Genomic DNA, 24,171 nt, shown 5'->3' with positions numbered 1-24,171 from the left:
CGGCGGCAGGGCGGTTTTCTAGGCACCCTTGATCGCGCCCGGATTGCCCTGAGCCGACGGTGCGCCCAGCGCCCGGGAAATCCCACGGGCACAAGCTGTCATCACCGGCACCAGCGCGCGAGGCTCGCACTCGTCGATGTGCACGACCAGGCCGAGCGCGGCCACCACTTCGTCCCCTGGCCCGCGGATCGGCGCGGCGATCGCGACGCCTTCCAGCGTCAGTTGTTCTTCCGCCGTCGCGATGCCGGTCCGGCGCACCTCGGCCAGCGTCCGGCGCAGCACGCGCGGATCGACGACGGTCTTCGAAGTGAACCGCTTGAGTGGGGCGCGGAGAACCTTTTCCTGCAGCTCACGGTCGGCGTAGGCGAGAAGGATCAGGCCGGTGCCGGTGACGTGCAGCGGCCATCGCTGTCCGAGCCGGCTCAGCACCGTGACCGTGCCACGCGCTCGCAGCGTTTCGACGTAGACCACTTCCATCCCGTCGCGGACGGCCAGGTGGACGTGGGCACGGGTGGAATGGAACAGGTCCTCGAGAAAGGGCTGAGCCAGTTCGCGCAGCTCCAGTCCGCGAGGCGCGAGCGCCGCCAGTTCCAACAGGTGTAGACCGATCCGGTAACGCCCCTCGCTGTCCCGTTCCAACGCGCCCCAATTCACCAACTCGCCCGCGAGGCGATGCGCGGTGGTCAGGGAAAGGCCCGCGCGCCGTGAGATTTCACTGAGGGTGAGCAGACGACGCCCCGGGGAGAACGCGTCGAGCACCGCCAGCAAACGACCAGCCGCTGTCATCGGGGTCGGGGTGGCCGGTGTCGAAAGGGCGTGCTCCATTGCGGCTCCTCAGGGTCGGCGATGACCGTGATACCGGTAGGTTACCGCCAATTTTCCGGGAATCGACCCTTGAGGAACGCCGGCGGACGCCACACCTCAAGGGAAAACGCTTGCGACCCGTCCGCCGGCCACCTCGAGACGACGGGTGGTGTGCACGGCTTCGAGCATCCGGCGGTCGTGCGTGACCAGCAGGAGCGTTCCCGCGAAACCGGCCAGTGCCGACTCCAGCTGTTCGATCGCGGGCAGGTCCAGATGGTTCGTCGGCTCGTCGAGCACCAGGAGGTTGACGCCGCGCGCCTGCAGCAGGGCCAGCGCGGCGCGGGTCCGCTCCCCCGGCGAAAGCGTGGCCGCGGGGCGCAGCACATGGGCGGCGCGCAGACCGAACTTGGCGAGCAGGGTCCGGACCTCGGCGGGCGCCATCTCGGGAACCTCCCCGGCAAACGCGTCGACCAGCGGCACGTCGCCGAAGAAACGTCCGCGAGCCTGGTCGATCTCTCCCACGACCACCCCGGAGCCCAGCGTGGACTGCCCTTCGGCGAGCGGGACGCGGCCGAGCAGGGCCGCCAGCAGGGTCGACTTGCCCGCGCCGTTCGGGCCCGTGATGGCCACCCGGTCCGCCCAGTCGACGCTCAAATCCACCGGACCGAGCGTGAAGTCACCGCGCCGCACCACCGCGCCGCGCAGCGTCGCGACCACGCTCCCGGACCGGGGCGCCGCGGCGATCTCCATCCGCAGTTCCCACTCCTTGCGTGGTTCCTCGACGACATCGAGCCGCTCGATCAGGCGCTCGGTCTGGCGGGCCTTCGCGGCCTGCTTCTCGGTGGTCTCGCTGCGGAACTTGCGGCCGATCTTGTCGTTGTCGGTCGCCTTCCGCCGCGCGTTCCGGACGCCCTTGTCCATCCAGGCCCGTTGTGTCCGTGCACGTTCTTCGAGGGCGGCGCGAGTCCCCGCGTACTCCTCGAACCGTTCCCGCGCGTGCCGCCGTACCACGGCGCGCTCTTCGAGATACGACTCGTAGCCACCCCCGTAGGCACGCACCTCCTGTTGCGCCAGATCGAGTTCGACGACCCGGTTGACCGTTCTGGCCAGGAACTCCCGGTCATGGCTGACCACCACCGCGCCCGCGCGCAACCCGGTCACGAACTCCTCGAGCGTCGTCAGCCCGTCGAGGTCCAGGTCGTTCGTGGGCTCGTCGAGAAGGATGACGTCGTACCGGCTGAGCAGCAACGACGCCATTCCGGCGCGCGCCGCCTGCCCGCCGGAAAGCGCCGTCATGGGCTCGTCGAGTCCCGTGGTGAGCCCGAGTTCGACGACCACCGCGGCGGACCGTTCGTCCAGATCGGCCCCGCCCAGCGCGAGCCAGCGCTCCAGGGCCGCGGCATAGGCGTCGTCGGCGCCCTTCTCGCCGGCACTGAGCGCTTCGGTGGCCGCGTCCAGGGCGGCCTGCGCGGCGGCCACACCGGTGCGACGGGCGAGAAACGCGCGCAGGGTTTCCCCGGGCCGCCGCTGGTGTTCCTGTGGCAGGTACCCGACCGTGGCCTCCGGAGGGTTCAGCCGGACGCTGCCCCGCTCGGCGGGAATCAGGCCGGCGAGCGTGCGCAGCAGAGTCGACTTGCCGGCACCGTTCGCGCCGACCAGCCCGACCACGTCACCGGGAGCGACGACCAGGTCGAGTCCGCTGAACAGCACTCGGTCCCCGTGTCCGGCGGCCAGATCCTTCGCGACAAGTGTGGCGCTCACCCGCCGATCGTTTCACGGGCCCGGCGCGACCCCGAGGTCGTCCGGCCATTTCCAGTCCAGCAGTCGCAGCACCCTCGCCCGGTCGAGCACGATCTGCAGGCGGGCGCGGCTCTCGTCGGCCTCCCAGTAGTGGCTGGACGCGGTGGTCTGTCCGTCGTGCTTGCGGTAGAGCATGCTCGGCTCGGCGATGAACTCACCGGGCGTGACGGCCTCGGCGGCCAGGAGCAACCCGACCGTCTCCGCCCCCGAAAGCGCAGGCCACCCACCGAGCGCCCGCACGAGATCGGTGTGTGCGGCGAAGTTCGCGGCGAGCACCGACAACCGGTCGTGCCGCTGCTCGGTGAGAAAGAGATCGTCCGGCAGCGGACCGGGCGGAGGATCGTAGGGACCCGCGGTCGTCGTGCCGTCCGGATGAAGATCCAGCCCGGCCGAGGTGCACCACGCGACCCGTGCCAGCGTCTCGATGTCCCGGGCAAGCGCTCCCGGCAGCAGGAGGTCGTCGGCGTCGAGCGTGCGGACGAGCGTGCCGCGCGTGCGCGCCAGCGCCATCGTCCGCGCCACCCCCGCTCGCCCCGGAAGTCCGGTGCCGGAGGAGATGCGCGGGTCGTCCGGGAGCACCGAGGCGGGCACGCCGGTCCTGCCGTCCTCCTGAAGACACCATTCCCATTCCCAGCCCGACGGCAGTTCCTGCGCGCACAACGACGCGTACGTTTCACGGAGATGGTGATGCCCACCGTCGAACACCGGAGTCAGCACCGTGATCAGGCGAGGCACCGGCCCAGATTAACGGTCGCGCGAAGCGCGTCCGTTGAGGGTCGCGGTGGGTGACGGGTGGGGTTACCGGTTAGGACGAGGAGTCAGCGGCTTTCGGCGTGGTCGCGTTCGTCCTCGGTCGCGCCCTCGGTGTCGCCCTCGGTGCCCTGCAACAGCGGGGACCTGGCCAGCAGGACGGTGCAGGCGGCGACCAGGGCCGCGCCACCCACCTGAGCGATGATCCACGCGCCGTCGCGCACCTGTTCTCCGAACACGACGACACCCCAGCCGACCGCCGACAGCGGATTGGCCAGGGTCAAGCCCGGTTGCGAGGCCACCAGCCGCGCCGCCCGCAGGGCGTTCTGCAGCAACACGAAGCCCAGCGGACCCACCACCAGGATGCTCCACGTCTGCCAGGAGCGCATCGCCTCGCCGAACCCTGCCTCGAAGGCCGCCGTCATGCCCGCGACCAGCGCGGCCGTGAAGCCGAACCACACCCCGGTGGCGATGCCCAGCAAGGCGGCCCGGCGAGCGTGCCGCGCCCGGTACCCGAGCATGACCAACGTGCCCACCACGGCCACGGTGACCCCGCACCCGAGTGCCCACGCCGTCACCGACGCCTGCCGTGGATCACCACCGCCGGGGGCGAACGCCACCAGCAGCAGCGCCACGCCGACGCTCATCCCGGCGACCGCGGTCCACTCACGCGCCCGCAGCCTGCTGTGAAACACGAACCCGGACAGCAGCAGGGTGAACGCCAGCTCCACCACCAGGATGGGCTGGATCAGCAGAATGGGGCCGGTGGCCAGGGCGGCCGCCTGGAACGCGAAGCCGATCACGATCGCGGTGATGCCGCCGATCCAGGCCGGCTGATGGGCCAGGTCCCAGAGGATGCGCACGGACAGGGAGTCGTCCTCCGGCTGACGGCGCGCGGCCTTGCGCTGCAACACCGACGCCGTCGCGTTCCCCATCGCCGCCAGTACCGCGAACACCACACTCAACACCACGAGCTTCACCTTTCGTCCCTATCGGACGAGTTACCCCGCGAGAGCCGGGGCATGCGCCGTAAAGTCGGAACATGACCGAGGTCATGGTGCGAGTGGGTGACACCGAGCTGTGTGCCGAAACGTTCGGTGACCGGAGCGCGCCCTCGATACTGCTGATCGCCGGCGCCTCCTCGCCGATGGACTGGTGGGACGAGGAATTCTGTCTTCGCCTGGCTGAGGGCGGCCGCTTCGTCCTCCGATACGACCACCGCGACACCGGACGCTCGACCTGTTCACCACCGGGTGAGCCCGGGTATTCCGGCACCGACCTCTGCGACGACGTGGTCCACCTGATCGACACCCTCGCCGACGGCCGCGCCCACCTGGCCGGGCTGTCGATGGGTGGCGGCATCGCCCAGTACGTCGCGATCGAACATCCCAAGCGCGTCGCGACGCTGACGCTGCTGTCGACCAGTCCGGGTTACGCCGACGATCTGCCGCCCATGGCGGACAGCCTCAAAGCCACTTACGCCGACCCGGTGCCCGAACCCGACTGGACCGACCGCGAAGCCGTGGCGAAGTATCTCGTCGAACTCCACCGGCCGCTGGCGGGCACCCATTTCGACGAGACCTCCGCGCTCGGCATCGCCCGGCGGGTGGCGGAACGCTCGATCGACCCCCGTTCCGCGAAGAACCACTGGCTCGTCGGCGGCGACGGCGAGGACCTCCGCCCGCGTCTGGGTGAGATCGTCGCGCCCACACTGGTCATCCACGGCACCGAGGACCGCATGTTCCCGGCCGCGCACGGACAGGCACTGGCACGGGAGATCCCGGACGCCGAACTGCTCCTCCTCGAGAGGGTCGGCCACGAAGTCCCGCCCCGTCCGACCTGGGACCGGGTGATTCCCGCCATCCTGCGCCACACCGAGCGGTGACCGACGCACTTCGTCTGAATGGTCATCCTCCCGTCATCAAGAGGCGCCAATTGTGGTGTGGAGCCGGGCCGGTCGGCCAGGATCACAATTCGGATAGAGTCCGCCATCACCACATTTCCGCGCGCTTCGCCGGAAATTTCGTTCTGATTCGTCCTCGCCTTTTCACCTTCGCTATCTTCGTTTTCTGGGAGGGAAATACAGCCGTCTCCTCCTGTCGCGGACGGACCGCGTCGATGTAGGTCGCGGCGTGCTGCTTCAGATCAGGCTTCCCACCGCCCGGACCACGGGCGGCGAGGCAGGTTCTTCCAAAAACCGGACAATACGTGCACCGAGCTGCCACAATACGGACGCACGCGGACATACCGTACGAGGGAGACACGATGCCTGCCCACATGGACGAGCTGATCGCGCGGTTCGAGAACTTCCAGGCCAAAATGCGGCAGGCCGAGGCCCGCTTCGCCGGGGTGGGCGACATGCAGGAGCGGATCGCGCAGGTCGAGAGCGCGGTGACCTCACCCGACGGCACCGTAACGGTGGTCGCGGGCGCCGGCGGAACGGTCACCGGCCTCCGGCTCGCCCCGGGCGCGGTACGCCTCGGGTCGGACCGGCTTTCCGAGGTGATCATGACGACGATGCGCCAGGCGGTGGCCGAAGCCATCAGGCAGCAGGCCGGAGTCGTGGACGACATGTTCGGCGACTCGTTCGGTATCAACACCTCGGAGCAGGTTCGCCAGGCTCAGGCCGAAGCATTCGGAACCCCGCCGGAAGAGCCCGCGTCGCAGGAACCGGCGCCCCGGCAGGCGCCTCGACCGGGGCGCCGATCCGGCACGCCGGACGACGACGACTACTTCGGCCAGAGCTCCATCATGCGCGGCTGACCACTCCGACCAGGGACGGGACGATGTCAGAGGGAATACAGACCAATATCGACGCGATCTCCGGTTATGCCCGGCAGCTTCCCTACTACGAGCAGGAAGCGGATGCCTTCGGCCGCCTGATCGACACCGCCGACGTGACCGACAACGCCTGGGGAGTCGTGGGCATCTTCGCCAAACAGGGCTACACCGAGCGCCTGGCCGAACTTCGTTCGCTGCTCACCGACATGAAGGACGGGGTGGGCGGGTTCATCACCAAGCTGAACAAGGCCGCGGAGATGTACCAGGGCGTCGAAGACACCGGAAAGATCACGTTCGGCCGGCACCAGGCGGAGATCGACGCGATCGGAGACCAAGGCGAATGACCGAGAAGAAGAGCATCGCCGAGACCTTGAACGTCGAGGCCTACGACGAGAGCACGGGCGCCAACCTCGACCGCGCGATGGGCTACGTCCCCGTGGCAGGCACCGTGTACAAATCCGGCAAGTCGATCGCCGGGCACGCGCAGCAGGCGGCTCAGGCGGACAACCCGGGGGAACTGGCCTCCGCGGGTGCCGCGCTGGTCGGCGACGGGGCCGCGTTCGTCGGCGCCGCGGCCGGAGACATGGTCACCTTCGCCATGGACCCGATCGGCTGGCTGGTCAGCCACGGGCTGAACATGCTGCTCGAACTGGTCCAGCCACTACAGGACGCGTTACACCACGTCACCGGGGACGGCCCCGCCATCGGGCAGGGTTCGGAGAACTTCGTCTCGATCGCGGAAGGCTTCGTCGCGCTCGCCGAGGACTTCGAGCGGACCGGCGACACCGCGCTGGCCGAGTGGGTGGACGAGGCCGGGAGCGCGGCGAAGGAAGCGCTCGGCGAATTCTCCTCCGGCATCCGTGGTGTCGGTTCGGCAGCCGGTTCCGTGGCCGAGGTGCTGAAGATGTGGTCGATGGTCATGGTGGTCATCGAAGAGGTGATCAAGGCGATCATCACCGAGCTGGTCTCCTGGCTGATCACCCTGTGGCTGCCCGCCCTGGCCGCGTCGGTGATCAGCTTCGGTGGTTCGGTCGCCGCCGCGATGACCGCTTCCATCGCCAAGGCGGCCTCGGTGCTGCAGAAGGTCACCCGCTATCTCGGCAAGTTCGGCAAGTTGCTCGACACCTTCATGGAGTTCCTGGTCAAGTTCTCCGGGAAGCTCGAGGTGTTCACCAGGAAACTGCGCGTCGGCGTGATGCCCGGGGAGACCAAGTTCGGGTTCGGCGCGGTCGCGGACGGCTTCCAGCCGAGCAACCGGGCGCTCACCACGATGTTCGGCACCGCCGTGGGCGCCAAGCCCCTCGTCGCCGGCGCGAGCGTCAAGGCCGGTATCGCGGCGGGGAAGACCGTCTACGGCGAGGGCAAGGAATCCGTTACCTCCGAAGGAGACGAACCGTGGTTCGACAAGAGCGAAATAGGCGGGGACCAGAGCCCGGAGGAAACCCGGCGGAAGCTCGACATCTAGCCGCCGGGCCGGACGAACTCGTCGCGCGGGCCCCGACCGAGGCCAGAGGGCGAGCGGCCCGCAAGATCTTCGATCACCAGGCCCATCTCGAAGGCGGGACGGAAAAGGTCCTGGTCCGTGCCGGCTTCCGGGAACGGGTGGAAGAGCTGATGCGAGGCCAATGGCGGGAGCCGGTCCTCGTGCTGCGCCTGGGTGACGACGCCCCGGGGTATGACGTCCCGGGCAGACGCATGGACGGCACGGTCAAGGGTGAAAACCTCATCCGGCGCTTCTTCTGGAACACCCTTCGCGGTGTCGGCGGCGCGGTTTTCGCTGTTTTCGCTTTCGTGAACGGCGCCGGTAGCGGCGGCGGCAAATGGGGGAAACCGTTTCAGCGGGAAATCCGCGTGACGGGCCCGGCGAACGCGATGGCGCTGGACCTGCTCGACAAACTGCGACCGGCAAAGGGACCCTGGCTGGTCCTCTCGCCGTCGTGCCTGGCGGTGGTGGACACCGGACCCACCTATCTGGACCCGGCCGGCGTTCCCCCGCCGCGGATCGTGTGGCAGGCGCGCGAACCGGAGGCTCCGGAGGTCGACCTGCGCACCCGGTTCCTGACGTGGCCTGACGGATCGAAGTTCCGGTTCACCCTGCACGGCCGCGGCGAGGAGCAGCATCTGCGGAAGTACCACGAGTCACCGGAAGGCTCGTTCTGAAAGCGCATTCCTGGCCTGAATGAACAAAGGTGCCGCCGGGGGAGCCCCGGCGGCACCGAAAGAATACCGGAAATATGGTCTTTACTTCGGTCCCGGACGAACCGGGTCGATGTAGGTGCCAGGATGGGTCGCGGCGTCCTGCTTCACGATCGCCCTCCCGACCGCCCAGGTCACGACCTGCGTGTCGGTGGTGTTCGGCGGTGTCACCGCCATGCTGGAAATCTTCCAGCCGTTGCCCGAGTCATCGGTGAGGTAGGTCAGGTCCGCGTCGGCGTGCTCGCCCGGCCGAAGCACGACCGGGGTGATCGGCTTGCTGGTACGAGTCAGGTCCCAGGTGGTGCCGTCGGATCCGTTGAGCCGGACTCCCGGAAACCCGCGCACCTGGCAGTTCGCGTCACCGGTGTTCGTCAGCATGATCGGGAACACCCATTGCGTGCTGGTGTCGTTCACCGCCTTGGGCTGCGACGTCGTGACTTTCAACCGCGTGCAGGGAATTTCGTTCCCGGCGTGCGCGACGCCGCCGCCGTCCTGCCCGTTCGTCGCCGACAGATCCCGCATACCGGCCTGCGGACTCCCTTGGTCGGCCGCCGAACCCGCGGCAGGCGCGGGCGCCTGGGCCCCAGGAGCGGCCGCACCGGTCTGCCCGGTGGAGCACGCGCCCAACGCCGCCGCCATCGCCGCCACCGCGAAAGCCGTCACCGCGCCACGCCGTACGACCGTGCCATTGATGTTCATTTTCGCACCCCTTGAATAAATTGCTTCGCCTGTTTCCCGCTCAGCTCGTCCTCGCACCGGTAAAGATGTCCGGCCGCCCCGGAAAGATGCTCCACCGTGATATGGATCACACTAATGCAACCATATTGATCAACTTAATCTTGATACCGTTTGCCCAGCTAGGAATACCTTCATCGCCATTTGAACCACAACTCTCGCCGCCAGGCGGAGTAGCACCACTCCATTCTTTTCCACGGCCCGGACACGCACACCTCGAAATTGATCCGACTCCGGAAGCCTTAACGGCAGTCGAACGAAATTTTCGGGCAACCCGCCCGTCGGCACCCAACCCGATCACGGATGCTCCACCGAGTGGCCGACGGCGGCGATACGTGACGCCCTGGTCGATGAGGAACGTGCGGAGCCCTACGCGGCGGTACAGGAAATGATCGACCAGCGACTCGGCCGGTAACGGACCGGTGTACCGGCTGATCCCTGACCGGACGGCGAGGGCACCGTGACCTACCTCGTGCTGGACGACCAGCGTGAGGTTCACATCCTGCTTGTGCAGTGGGCCGGCCAGCCACTGCCGTTACGTCAGGGCTTCGGTGGGCGCAGCAGGGTTCGAACCTGCGACCCCCTCCTTGTAAGGGAGGTGCTCTTCCGCTGAGCTATGCGCCCGTTCCGCCGGCGGCGCGAGGCGCCGCCGGCGAAGACGATCAAGCGAGTTCCGACACGGCCTTCTTCCAGGACTGCTGGTCGCGTGCCTGTCCCGGCGGGTTCACCTCGGCGTAGCGGACCACGCCCTCCTTGTCGATCAGGAAGGTGCCCCGCACGGCCATCCCGGCGTCCTCGTTGAACGTGCCGTAGGCCTTGGCGACCTCGCCGTGCGGCCAGAAGTCGGACAGCAGCGGGAACTGGTAGCCCTGCTGCTCAGCCCAGACCTTGAGCGAGAACGCGGTGTCCACGGACACCCCGAGCACCTGCACGCCCTGACCTTCGTAGTCCGCGAACTCGTCCCGCAACTGGCACAGCTCGCCGGTGCAGATAGCACTGAACGCGAACGGGTAGAACACCAGCAGGACCGGCTTCTCACCCTGGAACGACGACAGTGTGACCGGCTGCCTGTTGTAGTCGTTGAGCGTGAAGTCCGGGGCCTTCGAACCGACCTCGACCGCCATGAAAGGGCACCTCTCCCGCGTTTGGCTCTCTTGCTTCCTTCAACCTTAGCGTGCCCTTGGTCAACGCTTGGACTTCGACTTGGGCGAAACGAGTTTCGTGCCCGCCCAGTTCGGTCCGGCGCTGATGTTGGAGGTCTGGGCCAGCCCGACGGTGGGCACGGCCTCGGCGATTTCACTCGGCTCGACGTGCCCGGGCTGTCCGGTCTTGGGTGTGAGCACCCAGATCACGCCGTTCTCGTCGAGTGGGGTTCGCGCGTCCATGATCGCGTCCACCAGGTCGCCGTCGTCCTCCCGCCACCACAACAGCACGACGTCGACCACTTCGTCGGCGTCCTCGTCGAGGAGGTCACCACCGATGTGTTCTTCGATCGCGGCGCGCAGGTCGTCATCGACGTCGGAGTCCCATCCGAGCTCCTGAACCACCATGTCGGGCTTGATCCCAAGCCTTTCGGCGACGCTGCTGTACTCAGCGTCTCCAGCGGCGACCACTGCTTTCACTCCTCCAACTACGCCTTTGGGACGGATTGCCCATCCCGTTGATACACGGATGGGGCTAGCGAACACGGCCTGAGCCCGCGGCGCAACCGTCCACACCGGATCTGGTGCCAACTCGTTTCGCAGCGTAGGGGCACTCCAACACGGTCTGCGACCGGGTTAACACCGCCGAACGGACCCACTGTCGTCACACTGGCCTAGGGTGGATGGTGCCTCGCGCGCGCGTGCGCGTGTGACCCGCGCCGGGGCGGTGAACGTTACCGTTCAGTAGCGGTGACGGCAAGCCCGGAAAAGACGACGATGGGAGTCGGGGCACGCCAGCCCCGACCCCCTGGACCAGCAAGAAACGGCGAGGAGATCCCTTGGCCCCCCAGAACGACCGTGCCGGCACACAGCAGGCTCCGGCGCGGGTGCGTGTCATCCGTGACGGCCTGGCCGCTCACCTCCCCGACATCGACCCCGAAGAGACCGCGGAATGGCTGGACTCGTTCGACGAGGCGATCGCCAGAGGCGGTCAGCAGCGGGCCCGGTACCTGATGCTGCGGATGCTCGAACGCGCCCGCGAACGCAACGTGGGCGTGCCGCCACTCACGGCTACCGATTTCGTCAACACGATTCCCACCGAGAACGAACCATGGTTCCCCGGGGACGAGGAGATCGAACGGCGCTACCGCGCCTACATCCGGTGGAACGCGGCGATCATGGTGCACCGCGCGCAGCGACCCGGAGTCGGCGTCGGCGGCCACATCTCGACCTACGCGTCGTCGGCCGCGCTCTACGAAGTGGGGTTCAACCACTTCTTCCGCGGCAAGGACCATTCCGGCGGCGGTGACCACATCTTCATCCAGGGCCACGCCTCGCCGGGCATCTACGCCCGCGCGTTCCTCGAAGGCAGGCTGACCGAGCAGCAGCTCGACGGGTTCCGCCAGGAGTACTCGCACGCGGGCGAGGGCGGCGGCCTGCCGTCGTACCCGCACCCACGGCTGATGCCGGGCTTCTGGGAGTACCCCACGGTGTCGATGGGCCTGGGCCCGATGAACGCCATCTACCAGGCACGGTTCAACCGCTACCTGCGCGATCGCGGCATCAAGGACACCACCGACCAGCATGTCTGGGCGTTCCTCGGCGACGGCGAGATGGACGAGCCCGAATCGCGCGGCCTGATTCACGTGGCCGCCGGTGAGGGGCTGGACAACCTCACCTTCGTGATCAACTGCAACCTGCAGCGGCTGGACGGCCCGGTCCGGGGCAACGGCAAGATCATCCAGGAGCTGGAGACCTACTTCCGTGGCGCGGGCTGGAACGTGATCAAGGTCATCTGGGGCCGCGAGTGGGACTCGCTGCTGCACGCCGACCGCGACGGCGCGCTGGTCAACCTGATGAACGTCACGCCGGACGGCGACTACCAGACCTACAAGGCCAACGACGGCGCCTACGTCCGCGAGCACTTCTTCGGCCGCGACCCGCGCACGAAGGACCTGGTCAAGGATCTCTCCGACGCCGACATCTGGAACCTCAAGCGCGGCGGCCACGACTACCGCAAGGTGTACGCGGCGTACAAGGCGGCGATGGAGCACCACGGCCAGCCGACGGTGGTCCTGGCGCACACCATCAAGGGTTACGGCCTCGGCCCGGCGTTCGAGGGCCGCAACGCCACGCACCAGATGAAGAAGCTCACGCTCGACGACCTCAAGCTGTTCCGCGACGCGCAGCGGATCCCGGTCAGCGACGCCGAGCTGGAGCGCGATCCCAAGCTCCCGCCGTACTACCACCCCGGCCCCGGCTCGCCGGAGATCGAGTACATGATCGGCCGCAGGCGCACCCTGGGCGGCTTCCTGCCGGAACGGCGGGCCCACCGGGCGAAGCCGCTGGTGCTGCCCGGGGACAAGATCTACGACGCGGTCCGCAAGGGCTCGGGCAAGCAGGAGGTCGCCACCACGATGGCGTTCGTCCGGCTGGTCCGCGAGCTGGCGAAGGACCCGGAGATCGGCGCCAGGGTGGTGCCGATCATCCCGGACGAGGCGCGCACCTTCGGCCTGGACTCGATGTTCCCGACGGCCAAGATCTACAACCCGCAGGGCCAGACCTACACCTCGGTCGACGCGAACCTGATGCTGGCCTACAAGGAGTCCGAGCACGGGCAGTTGCTGCACGAGGGCATCAACGAGGCCGGTTCGACCGCGTCGTTCACCTCCGTGGGCACCTCCTACGCCACGCACGGCGAGCCGATGATCCCGATCTACATCTTCTATTCGATGTTCGGGTTCCAGCGCACGGGCGACGGCCTGTACGCGGCGGCCGACCAGATGGCACGTGGTTTCGTGCTCGGCGCCACGGCGGGGCGCACCACGCTGACCGGTGAGGGTCTGCAGCACGCGGACGGCCACTCGCATCTGCTGGCGCACGCCAACCCGGCAGTGGTCGCCTACGACCCGGCGTGGTCGTTCGAGATCGCGCACATCGTGCGGGACGGCCTGCGCCGGATGTACGGCGAAACCGGGCCGGACGGCAACGGCGAGAACGTGTTCTACTACCTGACCGTCTACAACGAGCCGTACCGGCAGCCTGCCGAGCCGGAGAACCTCGACGTCGACGGGCTGCTGCGCGGCCTGTACCGGTATTCCGCCGCGCCTTCCGGGGCGGGTCCCGAAGCCCAGATCCTGGTGTCGGGCGTGACCATGCCGGACGCGCTGAAGGCACAGCGGATGCTGGCCGAGGAGTGGGGCGTACGCGCCGCCGTGTGGTCGGCCACGTCGTGGTCCGAGCTGCGGCGTGAGGCGGTCGAGGTGGACCGGGACAACTTCCTGAACCCGGACGACTCACCGCGTGTGCCGTACGTGACGCAGGCTCTCCAGGGTGCCGAGGGCCCGGTCGTGGCGGTGTCCGACTGGATGCGCGCCGTGCCGGACCTGATCCGCCCGTGGGTGCCGACGGACATGTTGACGCTGGGCACCGACGGATTCGGGTTCTCCGACACCCGCCCGGCGGCGCGGCGGCACTTCCTGGTGGACGCCGAGTCGATCGTGGTCGGCGTGCTCACCGCGCTGGCGCGTCGCGGCGCGGTCTCGCGGGCCAGCGTCGTCGAGGCCACCCGCCGCTACCGGATCCACGACGTCTCCGCGGCCGGACCGCAGCTGTCCGACTCGGGGAACGCCTGATCCAACCCTCTCCCGCCGGCCGGGGCGCGAACCCCGGCCGGCGGAAGGGCCGTTTCCATCGGGGACAACCGGGTACGCGCGGGGTGGTGCCGGGGGCTTCGAAAGCGGCTCGCGTCGGAGAGGATGATCACGTGACCAAGAGGCGACTGCCCGAACCCCGCGAACTCAAGGAGCTCCTGCGGCCGAAGCCGCTGGAGCTGAACCCGACCACGCGCCGGCTCGCGAACGCGCACACCATCGGCGACCTGCGCACGATCGCGCGCAGGCGCACGCCCCGTGCGGTCTTCGACTACACCGACGGCGCCGCCGAACACGAGGACAGCCTGCGCCGCGCTCGCCAGACGTTCCGCCGCGTCGAGTTCCACCCGAACATCCTGCGGGGCGTCGACGACGTCGACCTGAGCACGCCGATCCTCGGCAAGCGCTCGGCGCTGCCCTTCGCCTTCGCGCCGACCGGGTTCACGCGCATGATGCACCACGAGGGCGAACGCGCGGTGGCCCGCGTCGCCCAGCGCGAGAACATCCCGTTTTCGCTGTCCACGATGGGCACCACGTCGATCGAAGACGTCGCGAAGGCGGCGCCGGACGCCCGCAGGTGGTTCCAGCTCTACGTCTGGCGGGACCACGGCGCCGGCGCGGAGCTGATGGCACGCGCCCACGAGGCCGGTTACGACACGTTGCTGCTGACCGTCGACACCCCGGTCGCCGGTGCGCGGCTGCGGGACGTCCGCAACGGCCTGACCATCCCGCCGTCGCTGACGTTGCGCACGTTCCTCGACGGCGCCACGCACCCGTCGTGGTGGTTCAATCTGCTCACCACGGAGCCGTTGCGGTTCGCCTCGCTGACCTCCTCCGGCGGGACCGTGGCGGACATGATCAACAAGCTGTTCGACCCGACGCTGAGGCTCGAAGACCTCACGTGGGTCCGCGAGACCTGGCCCGGAAAGCTCGTGGTGAAGGGAATCCAGCATCCGGAGGACGCCAGGGACGTGGTGAAACACGGCGCGGACGCCGTGGTGCTGTCCAACCACGGCGGGCGTCAGCTCGACCGCGCTCCGGTGCCACTGGAACTTCTTCCGTCCACAGTGGACAGCGTGGGCGGGGCGGCCGAGGTCTGGCTGGACACCGGGATCCTCTCCGGCGGGGACATCGTCGCCGCGATCGCCAGGGGCGCCGACGCCTGCCTGATCGGCCGCGCCTACCTGTACGGGCTGATGGCGGCCGGTGAACGGGGTGTCCAGCGGTGCGTGGACATCCTGCGTTCGGAGATCGTGCGCACGCTGCAGTTGCTCGGTGTCCGTAGCGTGGCCGAACTCCGGCCCACGCACGCGACCCTGCGCTGAGCGGCCCCGCTCAGTTCGACGCGGCTCCGACCGCGCCGCCGACCCGGCGTGCCGTCCGGTTCCAGCTCCACCAGCCCCGGATCACCAGCACGGTGAACACCAGGTAGACGGTCGCCGAGAACCACAGACCCGAAGCGATCTGCAGCGGCACCCCGATCGCGTCCACCACCAGCCAGACCAGCCAGAACTCGACCAGACCGAGCCCCTGCGCGCCGAAGGCGACCAGGGTGCCGACGAGAATGGCGGCGTCCGGCCACGGCGCCCACGAAGCGTTCAGCGCCTGGAGCAGCAGCGCCGTCGCGACCGTGCCCGCGGCGAAGATCCCGGCGGTGACCAGGCTTTCGACCGGCCGGGCCCGCCGGACCACGATGCCGTAGACGGGGTCGCGCCGGCGTGCCCAGGCCCACCAGCCGTAGAGCGAGATCGCCAGGATGGCCACCTGCCGCGTCGCGAGCCCGCCGAGGTGCGCCGAAACGTACACGGCGAACAGCAACACGGTGGCGCCCACTTGCACCGGCCAGGTCCACAACGTGCGCCGTTCCGCGAGGAAGACCACGGCCAGTGCGCACAGCTGCCCGGCCAGCTCGGCGATGGATGTCCATTGCCCGAAGACTGTCAGCCCGTGGTGGAGCAGGAAGTCCATGCTGTCCCCTTCGTTACCAATCCGACGGCAGCCACGGCGGAAACGGGTGTCTACAAGCAGTTCGGCTGCGGACCGTCTCCGCCTGCTTTCGGTCGGATCGGTAACGGGGCCAACAGCCGGCCGCCACGGCTGATTCCCTCGGCGGGACCGCGGTGAACAGCGTTCCACGATCGGGTGAGGCGGGTAGCGGCGGCCGATCGATACGGTCCATAGTGGACATACCGGTGGGGACCGGGGAGATGAGGCCGCCCGGCGCGGAAATGAACAAGCGGGGAAACCGCGACGCGCCGGGCGGCCTCGCCGCTCGAGCGGCCTACCATCGACCACATCATGACCCAGACGAACGTCCGGCCCACGCCCAAGCACCACGGCCTGTCCGCCAAGACACTCCGTCGGCTGGAGCGCGCGTCGGGGCGGCTGGCTTCGGCCAGCGTGGTGGCGATGGAGCAACGGCTGCCGTGGTTCGGGAAGCTGCCCGCCGACCAGCGCGCCAGTGTGCTGATGATCACGCAGGCCGGCGCCGCCGGATTCGTCGACTGGCTGCGGGACTCCCAGGAGGCCCTCAAACTCACCACCGAGGCGTTCCGCAGCGCCCCCCAGGAGCTCTCCCGGTGGATCGGGCTGCGCCAGGCGGTCGGGCTGGTCCGGCTGGCGATCGAGGTGTTCGAGGAGCACCTCCCGGAGTTCGCCGCCAACGAGGCCGAACAGGCCGCGCTCATCGAGGGAATCCTTCGCTACGGACGCGAAATCGCCTTCGCCACGGCGAACTCCTACGCCGCCGCGGCCGAAGCCAGGGGTGCCTGGGACGCCCGGCTGGAGGCGCTGGTCGTGGACGGGATCGTCCGTGGCGACGCCGAGGAGTCCGTCCTGTCGCGGGCGTCGGCGCTGGGCTGGGATCCGGCCGCGAAGGCGACCGTGCTGGTCGGGCCGCCCTCCTCGGACGATCCGCCCACGGTCGTGTTCGAAGTCCGGCGGCTCGCCGCGAGGCTGGGCAGGCCGGTTCTGCTCAGCGTGCAGGGCTCCCGGCTCGTCCTGGTGGCAGGCGGTCCGACCGAGGGCGCGGCCAGGGACAACGAGGTCCTCGGCAAGCTGGCGATCGCCTTCGGGGAGGGGCCGGTGGTGGCCGGGCCGACCGTGGCCAACCTCGGCGAGGCCCATCGCAGCGCGGCGGAAGCGCTTTCCGGGTTACGTGCGGTGGTCGGCTGGCCCGGGGCGCCGAGGCCGGTGCGTTCGGGGGATCTGCTGCCGGAGCGGGCGCTGTCCGGCGATCCGGAAGCGGAGCGGCTGCTGATCGAGGAGATCGCCGGCCCCCTGGAAGCCGCCGGGCCGACCCTGCTGCACACCGTCGACGCCTACCTCGAGTCCGGCGGAGTGCTGGAGACCTGCGCGAAAACCCTGTTCGTCCACCCGAACACGGTGCGGTACCGGCTCCGCCGGGCAGCCGAACTGACGGGGCACAACGCCGCGAACCCCCGGGACGCACTGGTGCTCAGGGTCGCGCTGGCGGTCGGCAGGCTGGCCCGCTCGCGCGGCCTGTGGTGAACGGGGCTTGCTCCCAGCGGGGGCCTGGAGGAGCCGCGCCCCCGACGAACACCGTCGTGACGGAACTCACGCCGATCTGCTCACTACCGACAAGTCACCCCCGCCGCGTACGGCCGCGTCGCCAACAGGTTTGTAGATGCTCCACAACATCGCCGCGTGTACTTGGTGATCGGCGGCATCCCGTGACGAGCCGCCGTGCGTGTTCCCTGGACACGTGACGGCACTGCTCGCGCCCGGACAGGGCTCCCAAGCGCCCGGCATGGTGACGCCGTGGCTCGACCTCGACGGCGCAAGAGAAAAACTCGAGCGCTGGTCCGACCGTGCCGGTCTCGATCTTGTCCACCTCGGTACCGAGGGTGACGCCGAAACGATTCAGGACACCGCGGTCGCGCAGCCGCTGATCGTGGCGCTTTCCCTGCTGGCCTTCGGGGAACTGGGGCCGGTCCCGGACGACATGCCGGTAGCCGGCCACTCGGTGGGCGAGCTAGCCGCGGCGGCGATCGCCGGCGTGCTGTCCGAAGAGGACGCCGTCGCGCTCGCGGCGGTCCGCGGTGCCGAGATGGCGAAGGCCTGCGCGGCCGAGCCCACCGGCATGGCCGCGGTGATGCTCGGCGAACCCGACCAGGTGGTCGCCTGGCTGGAGGAGCACGGCCTCGTCGCGGCGAACCGCAACGGCGCCGGTCAGATCGTCGCCTCCGGCGCGGCCACGGCGATCGAAAAGATCGTCGCGGAACCGTTGGCGGGCACCAAGATCCGGCGGCTCAAGGTGGCGGGCGCCTTCCACACCGGCTACATGGCCCCGGCCGAGGCCGCGCTGGCCGGGCACGCGGCGACCATCACGCCGGCCGACCCGGCGCGCCCGCTGTTGTCCAACGCCGACGGCAAGGTCGTCACTTCGGGCGCCGAATACCTGGAACGGCTGGTGCGGCAGGTGACCCGCCCGGTGCGCTGGGACCTGACCATGGACGGCCTGGTCTCCCTCGGCGTGACCACCACCGTCGAGCTTCCCCCGGCCGGCACGCTGACCGGCCTGGTCAAGCGTCAGCTCAAAGGCGTGGTGACGAGCACCGTCGCCCTCAAGACCCCGGCCGACCTGGCCGCCGTGCGGAAGGAGGCCGAGTGAAGCTGCGGCTCAAGCAAGGGCCGGCCGCCACTCGTGTGCTGGGCTTCGGAAGCGCCCAGCCCGAGCGGGTGGTGACCAACGACGACCTGTCCCAGATCATGGACACCAACGATCAGTGGATCCGTGACCGGGTCGGCATCATCGAACGGCGGTTCGCCGACAAGGACGAACTGCTGGTCGACATGGCGGTGACCGCGGGCGCGAACGCCATGACCGACGCCGGGGTCGAACCGTCCGAAGTGGACACCGTCATCGTGCCGAACTGCACGATGCCCTCGCAGATCCCGAACGCGGCGGCGCAGGTCGCCGACCGGTTGGGCATCAAGAGCCCCGGCGCCTTCGACCTCAACGCCGCCTGCGCCGGCTTCTGCTACGGCCTCGGCGTGGCCTCGGACCTGATCCGGGCCGGCTCGGCGGGCAAGGTGCTGGTGATCGGCGCGGAGAAGCTGACCGACTGGGTGGACCCGGTCGACCGGGCCAACGCGATCATCTTCGCCGACGGGGCGGGCGCGGCCGTGGTCGGTCCGTCCGACGAGCCCGGCATCGGGCCGGTCGCCTGGGGCAGCGCGGGCGACCTGGTGGACACCATCTACATGCGTGAACACCGTTTTCTCACCCAGGAAGGCCAGTCGGTGTTCCGGTGGGCGACCACGCAGATCGCGCCCGTCGCGCTGCGGGCGCTGGAACTGGCCGGGGTCGACCCGTCCGAAGTGGACGTGCTCGTCCCGCACCAGGCGAACCTGCGTATCGTCGACGCGATCGCCAAGCGGCTGCGCGCCAAGGGCGCCCGGGAGGACATGGTCGTCGCCGACGACATCAGGTACTCGGGCAACACCTCGTCCGCGTCCATCCCGCTGGCGCTCGACCACATGCGCAAGGCGGGCAGGGTGAAGACCGGTGACGTGATGCTGACCGTCGGGTTCGGTGCCGGACTGTCCTATGCCGGTCAGGTCATCATCAACCCGTGATACCACTTACCCCGGCAGGCGCCGCCCGCCGGGGAAGACCAGGAAACAACGAAAGGGAACGAACAGTGGCGGACAAGCAAGAGATCCTCACCGGCCTCGCCGAGATCGTCGAAGAGGTCGCCGGTGTGGCGAAGGACGACGTGAGCTCGGAGAAGTCGTTCGTCGACGACCTGGACATCGACTCGCTGTCGATGGTCGAGATCGCCGTGCAGGCGGAGGACAAGTTCGGGGTCAAGATCCCCGACGACGAGCTCGCCAACCTCAAGACCGTCGGCGACGCCGTCGACTACGTGGCGGCCAACGCCGCCTGAGCACCTGAATCTTCCCTCCTTACCTCGGGAGAGTCCCCATGAGCACCATCGACGTCGTCATTACCGGGCTCGGGGCGACCACGCCGCTTGGCGGTGACGTCGCGTCCACTTGGGACCGTCTGCTCGCCGGTCACAGCGGGATCCGCCGCATCGAAGCCGACTGGACCGAAAGGTTCGACCTTCCGGTTGAGATCGCGGCCAGCCTCGCCGAGGAACCGACGGAGAGGATTCCACGGGTGCAGGCGCGGCGTCTGGACCGCTGCGAGCAGATCGCCCTGCTCGCCGCACGGCAGGCCTGGGCGGACGCGGGTTTCGCCGAGCCGACCGACGAGCACACCGATGTCGAGCCCGAGCGGCTCGGCGTGTCCATCGGTACCGGCATCGGCGGCCCGGTGACCCTGCTGGTCCAGGACGATCTGCTGGAGGAGTACGGCATCCGCAAGGTGTCGCCGCTGACCGTGCCGATGCTGATGCCCAACGGTCCCGCCGCGCATGTCGGTATCGACCTCAAGGCCAGGGCCGGGGTGCACTCGCCGGCCTCGGCGTGTGCCTCCGGCGCGGAAGGCATCGCCAACGGCTACCAGATGATCCAGAACGGACGGGCCGACGTGGTGGTCGCCGGTGGCGCGGAGGCGTGCATCCACCCCATCACCATCGCCGGCTTCGCGCAGGCCCGCACCGTGTCCACGCGCAACGATGAGCCGACCCGGGCGTCCCGGCCCTTCGACAGCGACCGCGACGGGTTCGTGCTCGGGGAGGGCGCCGGTGTGGTCGTCCTGGAGCGGGCCGACCGGGCGAAGGCCAGGGGCGCCCGGATCTACGGCCGGCTCGCCGGCTACGGCATCACCTCCGACGCCTACCACATCACCGGCAACCACCCGGAAGGCGTCGGGCAGATCGCCGCGATGGCCAACGCGATCACCATGGCCGACCTGACCTCCGCGGACATCGGCCACGTCAACGCGCACGCCACGTCGACCGTGGTGGGCGACATCGGCGAGGCCAACGCGATCCGCAAGGCGATCGGCGATCAGGTCGTGGTGACCGCCCCGAAGGGCGCGCTCGGGCATCTCGTCGGAGGCGCGGGCGCGGTCGAAGGCATCATCACGCTGCTGTCGCTGTACCACGGCATCGTGCCGGCGACGCTGAACCTGGAGAACATCGATCCACGCGTCGAACTCGACGTGGTCTCCGGTGAGCCGCGCAAGGTCGAACTCAACGCCGCGGTGTCGAACTCGTTCGGCTTCGGCGGCCACAACACGGCTCTGCTGTTCACCACGGTCTGAGTAGTAGCTTCTCCGAACGCCCTTCTCGCGCCTCGCGCGAGGAGGGCGTTTTTACCAATCCGACCAAAAGCAGGCGGAGACGGACCGCAGCCAATCTACGCTGTCAGCACTGGGAAACTTCGAGCGTCGAAGCCTGCGGCCCCGAGTCCAGCTTCCAGCGGCCGCTCTCCAGGGTGAGCGGGAACACCAGCCGCCACCGCAGACAACCGGCCCGCAGTTCGGGTGGCGCGGCCGAGGGGTCCTGGACGCTGGTGAACCCGATGAGCACGTTGAGGCCGTTGCCGGGCGACGGGTCGATGCGATAGATGACGATGCTGCCGTCCCGGGTCGAGCGGTAGTTGGCCTGCCAGTCGGGGCGAGGCTGGGCCGCGATCTTCACGCGCGTCACGGTGGTCCGCCAGGCGTCGTAGTCACCGCGGTTGATCGCGTCGAAGTAGGTCTGCATCAGCGCGCGGACGGCCTCGTGCTGAGGATGCGCGGCCGCGTCCGGGGTCAGGCGGACCGTCGCAGGCCCGGGCTCCGCGTCGGGTGCGACATCACCAGCGCCCGGCGGCACCGTCATCGCGGTGGACACCCCCTGCGGGCGCTGGTAGAACTCCCGGGCGACGAGGCCGCCGCCGACCATCAGCGAGATCACCACAACCAGGACGGGAAGCAGCCGGCGATGCCGCGGCGTCGAGGAGGCGGGCAATGCGGACACATACGAAGAGTAGTGTCAGGCAGGCCGCCCGTCACCGAGACCCACCCGCAGGTGCCCGCACTCTGCCCCTTCAGCCCACCCTGTGCAACCAGGTGACCGGGGCCCCGTCGCCCGCGTGCCGGAACGGCTCGAGCGCCTCGTCCCAGTTGGCCGCGAGCAGTTCGTCGAGGCGGTGGGCGAGCTGCTCACCGGCCTTCACCTGGCTCACCAAGGCGCGCAACTGGTCCTCACCGACGACGATGTCGCCGTTGGCGCTCGTCCGTCCGTGCCACAGGCCGAGACCGGGCACGTAACAGAACCGCTCGCCGTCGACGCCGGGACTCGGGTCCTCGGTGACTTCGAAGCGCAGCATCGGCCACGCCCTCAGGCCGGCGGCGAGCTTGGCGCCCGTGCCTGCGGGCGCGCTCCAGCCGCACTCGGCCCGGAGTTGTCCGGGCGCGGCCGGCTGCGCCGTCCACTGTAGATCGACTCGGGTCCCTAGGGTGCCCGAGATAGCCCACTCGACGTGCGGACATACCGCAGACGGCGACGAGTGGACGTACACCACGCCACGGGTGTTGCCACGGGTGCTCACTGCTGACCTCCGCTACTCGACGAGGGGCGTCTTCCCCTACGACCTCGCGAGAACATCGGCCGACGCGACTCGTGACGCGGCTATCGCACATTCTGCACCGCGCTAACCCATTTGGCCACATGAACCTCACCTGTCGCACCCGAAAGGGAAGGAAGGAATGGTTCTTACGGCAAGTCCGTGCCAAACCCGCCTTCCCCACCTTCCCCAGAGAGACAACTCGGGGCCGCAGGGGGTTCCCGTCGCACCGCGCCTACCGCCAAGTAGCCCTTCGGCCGCTCGCGGGGGCCGAGACGCCGTCCCCTGCCCGCACCCGGGGGGCGAGACGCTAGCCTGGGGCAGCAATTCACCCGATCGGGGAGGTGTGGAGTGCGGCTCGTTCGCCTGGGCCAACAGCCGTCGCGGGTGGCCGAAGACATCAGGGCGGCCCTCGCGTCAATCGGCCGGGGCAGCAACGTCGTCGGTGGCCTCGCCCTGATCGGACCGCGCCCGCTGCCGACCGCGAAACCGGTCGACGCGATCATGATCCTGCCCCGGGGTGTGATCGTGGTGGTCGGTGTCGATCTGCCGGACCCCGCGATGCGACTCGAAGCCCCGCTGTCCGGGCCGTGGAAGGCCGACGGCTGGCCGCTCGTGAGCCCCGACAAGGCGGTCAACCCGGCCGCCACCGCGCTCACTCTCGCCGACTCCATCGCGCGGCGCGTGCGCGAAAAGACACCGGACCTGCCGGTGGGGACCATCGTCGCCGTCGGTCCGTTCGTGGAGACCGTCGACCAGCCCGCGGCCGATGTCGCCGGTTCCACGCGGGTACTGCACCCCACGCCGACGAGCATGCTCGCCGCCGCCGTCTCCCTGCCGTCGGCCAAGGCACCGTGCACCGCCGACGAGGTACGGGCGTTGCTGAAGGTGCTCGCGCCGGAAGCGCCGCGGCTCGACTCGGAGGCACTGGCCAGCGAGGGCTTCGCCAGCGAGGGATTCACCGCCGAACGCGGAGCCGAGGATCCGCTCTCCGCCATCACCGTCAAGCTGACGCAGGTTCCCCCTCCGGCGCCGAAGAAGTCGCGGGCGCCCGTGCCGGCGTCGGCGGTACCGCCGTTGGTCCCGCCACCCAAGCCGATCGAGGTCACCACCCCGGTACCGAAGATCAACATTCCGCTTGCCCCGCCCGAGCAGGCTTCCCGGACCGTCCGCTGGCTGCCGGTGGCCGCGATCGCGCTGCTGGCGGTGATGCTGGTGACGGCCATCGTGCTGGCGACCACCGGCGGCGGTGGCGAGCAGGCGGCACCGCCCCGGCCAGGACCTTCGCCGACCCCGGTCAGCCAGGCGGTGCAGGGACTGCAGTTCCTCAAGCGCGACCTGGCCGGCGACCCGAACTGTGCCGCGCATGCCTACGGCGACGTGCAGGCGAGTCTCCAGCGCGCGCCCTGCACGATGATGCGGCGCGGAAGTTTCGAATCGTCGATCGACGGCCGCGCGGTCGCCGTGTCGATCGCGGTGGTCTACTTCAACGACGAGGCGACCGCGGCGGCGTTCAAGACCACCGCGGACACCGCGGGTGGCGGAGGCATCGGCGATCTCGCGACCGAAACCGGGAAGTGGCCACGCACTCCGCAGTTCGCCGGCGCCGCCTACACCAGTTCGGTCACCAGCACGGCGGTGCGGCTGGTGCTGGCGACCTGGTTCGACGGCGCCTCCTCGTCCGCCGACCCGGGCCTCAACCAGGTCGGCCATGCCGCGCTGAACGTGCAGTTGACCTAGCCCACCCGTCTCCCACCACCACCCTCAACGGACACGCTCAGCGCGACAGCCACACCCAGCGTCTCCCACCACCACCCTCAACG

The 24,171-nt window shown here is 69.2% G+C and carries 23 protein-coding genes and 1 tRNA gene; 13 read left to right on the top strand and 11 right to left on the bottom strand.

Features of this window, described 5'->3' with window-relative positions; translation table 11 throughout:
* Positions 1-18 precede the first annotated feature (18 nt).
* The 4 genes from ACFSXZ_RS19885 to ACFSXZ_RS19870 form a co-directional block, all read right to left on the bottom strand.
* Positions 19-786 (bottom strand): IclR family transcriptional regulator, encoded by a 768-nt coding sequence (locus ACFSXZ_RS19885; RefSeq protein WP_378266980.1) that lies wholly within the window; start codon positions 784-786, stop codon positions 19-21.
* Positions 787-921: 135 nt separating this feature from the next.
* Positions 922-2,565, bottom strand: a complete 1,644-nt coding sequence (locus ACFSXZ_RS19880; RefSeq protein ID WP_378266604.1) for an ABC-F family ATP-binding cassette domain-containing protein — start codon at positions 2,563-2,565, stop codon at positions 922-924.
* A 12-nt stretch (positions 2,566-2,577) separates the two neighbouring features.
* Positions 2,578-3,339, bottom strand: a complete 762-nt coding sequence (locus ACFSXZ_RS19875; RefSeq protein WP_378266603.1) for a glycosyltransferase family 2 protein — start codon at positions 3,337-3,339, stop codon at positions 2,578-2,580.
* Positions 3,340-3,422: 83 nt separating this feature from the next.
* The gene (locus tag ACFSXZ_RS19870) at positions 3,423-4,334 is read right to left on the bottom strand and encodes a DMT family transporter (protein ID WP_378266602.1); all 912 of its coding nucleotides are present in this window, start codon (positions 4,332-4,334) and stop codon (positions 3,423-3,425) included.
* A gap of 62 nt (positions 4,335-4,396) precedes the next feature.
* Here ACFSXZ_RS19870 and ACFSXZ_RS19865 point away from each other — a divergent pair, with 62 nt between their 5' ends.
* The 5 genes from ACFSXZ_RS19865 to ACFSXZ_RS19845 all read left to right on the top strand — a co-directional run bounded on the left by ACFSXZ_RS19865 (position 4,397) and on the right by ACFSXZ_RS19845 (position 8,295).
* Positions 4,397-5,239, top strand: coding sequence for an alpha/beta fold hydrolase (locus tag ACFSXZ_RS19865; RefSeq protein WP_378266601.1), 843 nt, complete (start codon positions 4,397-4,399; stop codon positions 5,237-5,239).
* A 380-nt stretch (positions 5,240-5,619) separates the two neighbouring features.
* Positions 5,620-6,117 (top strand): YbaB/EbfC family nucleoid-associated protein, encoded by a 498-nt coding sequence (locus ACFSXZ_RS19860; RefSeq protein ID WP_378266600.1) that lies wholly within the window; start codon positions 5,620-5,622, stop codon positions 6,115-6,117.
* Between the two features lie 23 nt (positions 6,118-6,140).
* Positions 6,141-6,479, top strand: coding sequence for a hypothetical protein (locus ACFSXZ_RS19855; RefSeq protein ID WP_378266599.1), 339 nt, complete (start codon positions 6,141-6,143; stop codon positions 6,477-6,479).
* Positions 6,476-7,600, top strand: a complete 1,125-nt coding sequence (locus ACFSXZ_RS19850; RefSeq protein ID WP_378266598.1) for a hypothetical protein — start codon at positions 6,476-6,478, stop codon at positions 7,598-7,600. Before ACFSXZ_RS19855 ends, ACFSXZ_RS19850 begins: the two co-directional genes overlap by 4 nt.
* Entirely contained in the window at positions 7,531-8,295 is a 765-nt protein-coding gene (locus ACFSXZ_RS19845; RefSeq protein WP_378266597.1) for a hypothetical protein, read from the top strand. The genes ACFSXZ_RS19850 and ACFSXZ_RS19845 overlap by 70 nt, the downstream gene beginning before the upstream one ends.
* An 81-nt stretch (positions 8,296-8,376) precedes the next feature.
* Here the strand turns inward: ACFSXZ_RS19845 and ACFSXZ_RS19840 are convergent, their stop codons facing one another.
* From ACFSXZ_RS19840 to ACFSXZ_RS19825, 4 genes are all read right to left on the bottom strand, one after another.
* Positions 8,377-9,030: a DUF4232 domain-containing protein gene (locus tag ACFSXZ_RS19840; protein WP_378266596.1), complete on the bottom strand. Its 654-nt coding sequence runs from the start codon at positions 9,028-9,030 to the stop codon at positions 8,377-8,379.
* 588 nt (positions 9,031-9,618) lie between these two features.
* A tRNA-Val gene (locus ACFSXZ_RS19835) sits at positions 9,619-9,690 on the bottom strand.
* Positions 9,691-9,728: 38 nt separating this feature from the next.
* A complete protein-coding gene (locus ACFSXZ_RS19830) occupies positions 9,729-10,190 on the bottom strand; it encodes a peroxiredoxin (RefSeq protein ID WP_378266595.1) in 462 nt (153 codons plus the stop codon).
* Between the two features lie 60 nt (positions 10,191-10,250).
* On the bottom strand, positions 10,251-10,679 hold the full coding sequence (locus ACFSXZ_RS19825) for a DUF3052 domain-containing protein (protein WP_378266594.1): 429 nt from the start codon (positions 10,677-10,679) through the stop codon (positions 10,251-10,253).
* Positions 10,680-11,047: 368 nt separating this feature from the next.
* Here ACFSXZ_RS19825 and aceE point away from each other — a divergent pair, with 368 nt between their 5' ends.
* Positions 11,048-13,843, top strand: coding sequence for a pyruvate dehydrogenase (acetyl-transferring), homodimeric type (aceE, locus tag ACFSXZ_RS19820; RefSeq protein ID WP_378266593.1), 2,796 nt, complete (start codon positions 11,048-11,050; stop codon positions 13,841-13,843).
* A gap of 131 nt (positions 13,844-13,974) precedes the next feature.
* Positions 13,975-15,186, top strand: a complete 1,212-nt coding sequence (locus ACFSXZ_RS19815) for an alpha-hydroxy acid oxidase (RefSeq protein ID WP_378266592.1) — start codon at positions 13,975-13,977, stop codon at positions 15,184-15,186.
* 10 nt (positions 15,187-15,196) lie between these two features.
* Here ACFSXZ_RS19815 and ACFSXZ_RS19810 read toward each other — a convergent pair whose 3' ends face one another.
* On the bottom strand, positions 15,197-15,829 hold the full coding sequence (locus tag ACFSXZ_RS19810; protein WP_378266591.1) for a nicotinamide mononucleotide transporter family protein: 633 nt from the start codon (positions 15,827-15,829) through the stop codon (positions 15,197-15,199).
* A gap of 330 nt (positions 15,830-16,159) precedes the next feature.
* On the opposite strand from ACFSXZ_RS19810, the gene ACFSXZ_RS19805 reads away from it, so the two are divergent.
* The 5 genes from ACFSXZ_RS19805 (at position 16,160) to ACFSXZ_RS19785 (ending at position 21,059) form a co-directional block, all read left to right on the top strand.
* Complete coding sequence (locus tag ACFSXZ_RS19805; RefSeq protein ID WP_378266590.1) at positions 16,160-17,371, top strand: PucR family transcriptional regulator; 1,212 nt, start codon at positions 16,160-16,162, stop codon at positions 17,369-17,371.
* Positions 17,372-17,570: 199 nt separating this feature from the next.
* Positions 17,571-18,494 carry an ACP S-malonyltransferase gene (locus tag ACFSXZ_RS19800; protein ID WP_378266589.1) on the top strand — a complete coding sequence of 308 codons (924 nt, stop codon included), beginning with the start codon at positions 17,571-17,573 and terminating at the stop codon, positions 18,492-18,494.
* Positions 18,491-19,462, top strand: a complete 972-nt coding sequence (locus ACFSXZ_RS19795; RefSeq protein ID WP_378266588.1) for a beta-ketoacyl-ACP synthase III — start codon at positions 18,491-18,493, stop codon at positions 19,460-19,462. The genes ACFSXZ_RS19800 and ACFSXZ_RS19795 overlap by 4 nt, the downstream gene beginning before the upstream one ends.
* Positions 19,463-19,527: 65 nt before the next feature.
* The gene (locus ACFSXZ_RS19790; protein WP_378266587.1) at positions 19,528-19,773 is read left to right on the top strand and encodes an acyl carrier protein; all 246 of its coding nucleotides are present in this window, start codon (positions 19,528-19,530) and stop codon (positions 19,771-19,773) included.
* Between the two features lie 38 nt (positions 19,774-19,811).
* Entirely contained in the window at positions 19,812-21,059 is a 1,248-nt protein-coding gene (locus ACFSXZ_RS19785; protein WP_378266586.1) for a beta-ketoacyl-[acyl-carrier-protein] synthase family protein, read from the top strand.
* A gap of 103 nt (positions 21,060-21,162) precedes the next feature.
* Here the strand turns inward: ACFSXZ_RS19785 and ACFSXZ_RS19780 are convergent, their stop codons facing one another.
* A complete protein-coding gene (locus ACFSXZ_RS19780; RefSeq protein WP_378266585.1) occupies positions 21,163-21,759 on the bottom strand; it encodes a hypothetical protein in 597 nt (198 codons plus the stop codon).
* 70 nt (positions 21,760-21,829) lie between these two features.
* Positions 21,830-22,333 carry a DUF3145 domain-containing protein gene (locus tag ACFSXZ_RS19775; protein WP_378266584.1) on the bottom strand — a complete coding sequence of 168 codons (504 nt, stop codon included), beginning with the start codon at positions 22,331-22,333 and terminating at the stop codon, positions 21,830-21,832.
* Positions 22,334-22,699: 366 nt separating this feature from the next.
* Here ACFSXZ_RS19775 and ACFSXZ_RS19770 point away from each other — a divergent pair, with 366 nt between their 5' ends.
* Positions 22,700-24,088 (top strand): hypothetical protein, encoded by a 1,389-nt coding sequence (locus ACFSXZ_RS19770; RefSeq protein ID WP_378266583.1) that lies wholly within the window; start codon positions 22,700-22,702, stop codon positions 24,086-24,088.
* Positions 24,089-24,171 lie beyond the last annotated feature (83 nt).

Source organism: Amycolatopsis pigmentata, assembly GCF_042684065.1.
Taxonomy (GTDB): domain Bacteria; phylum Actinomycetota; class Actinomycetes; order Mycobacteriales; family Pseudonocardiaceae; genus Amycolatopsis_E; species Amycolatopsis_E pigmentata.
The sequence above is the reverse complement of the archived record's forward strand: the minus strand, read 5'-3'. Positions and strand labels throughout refer to the sequence as shown.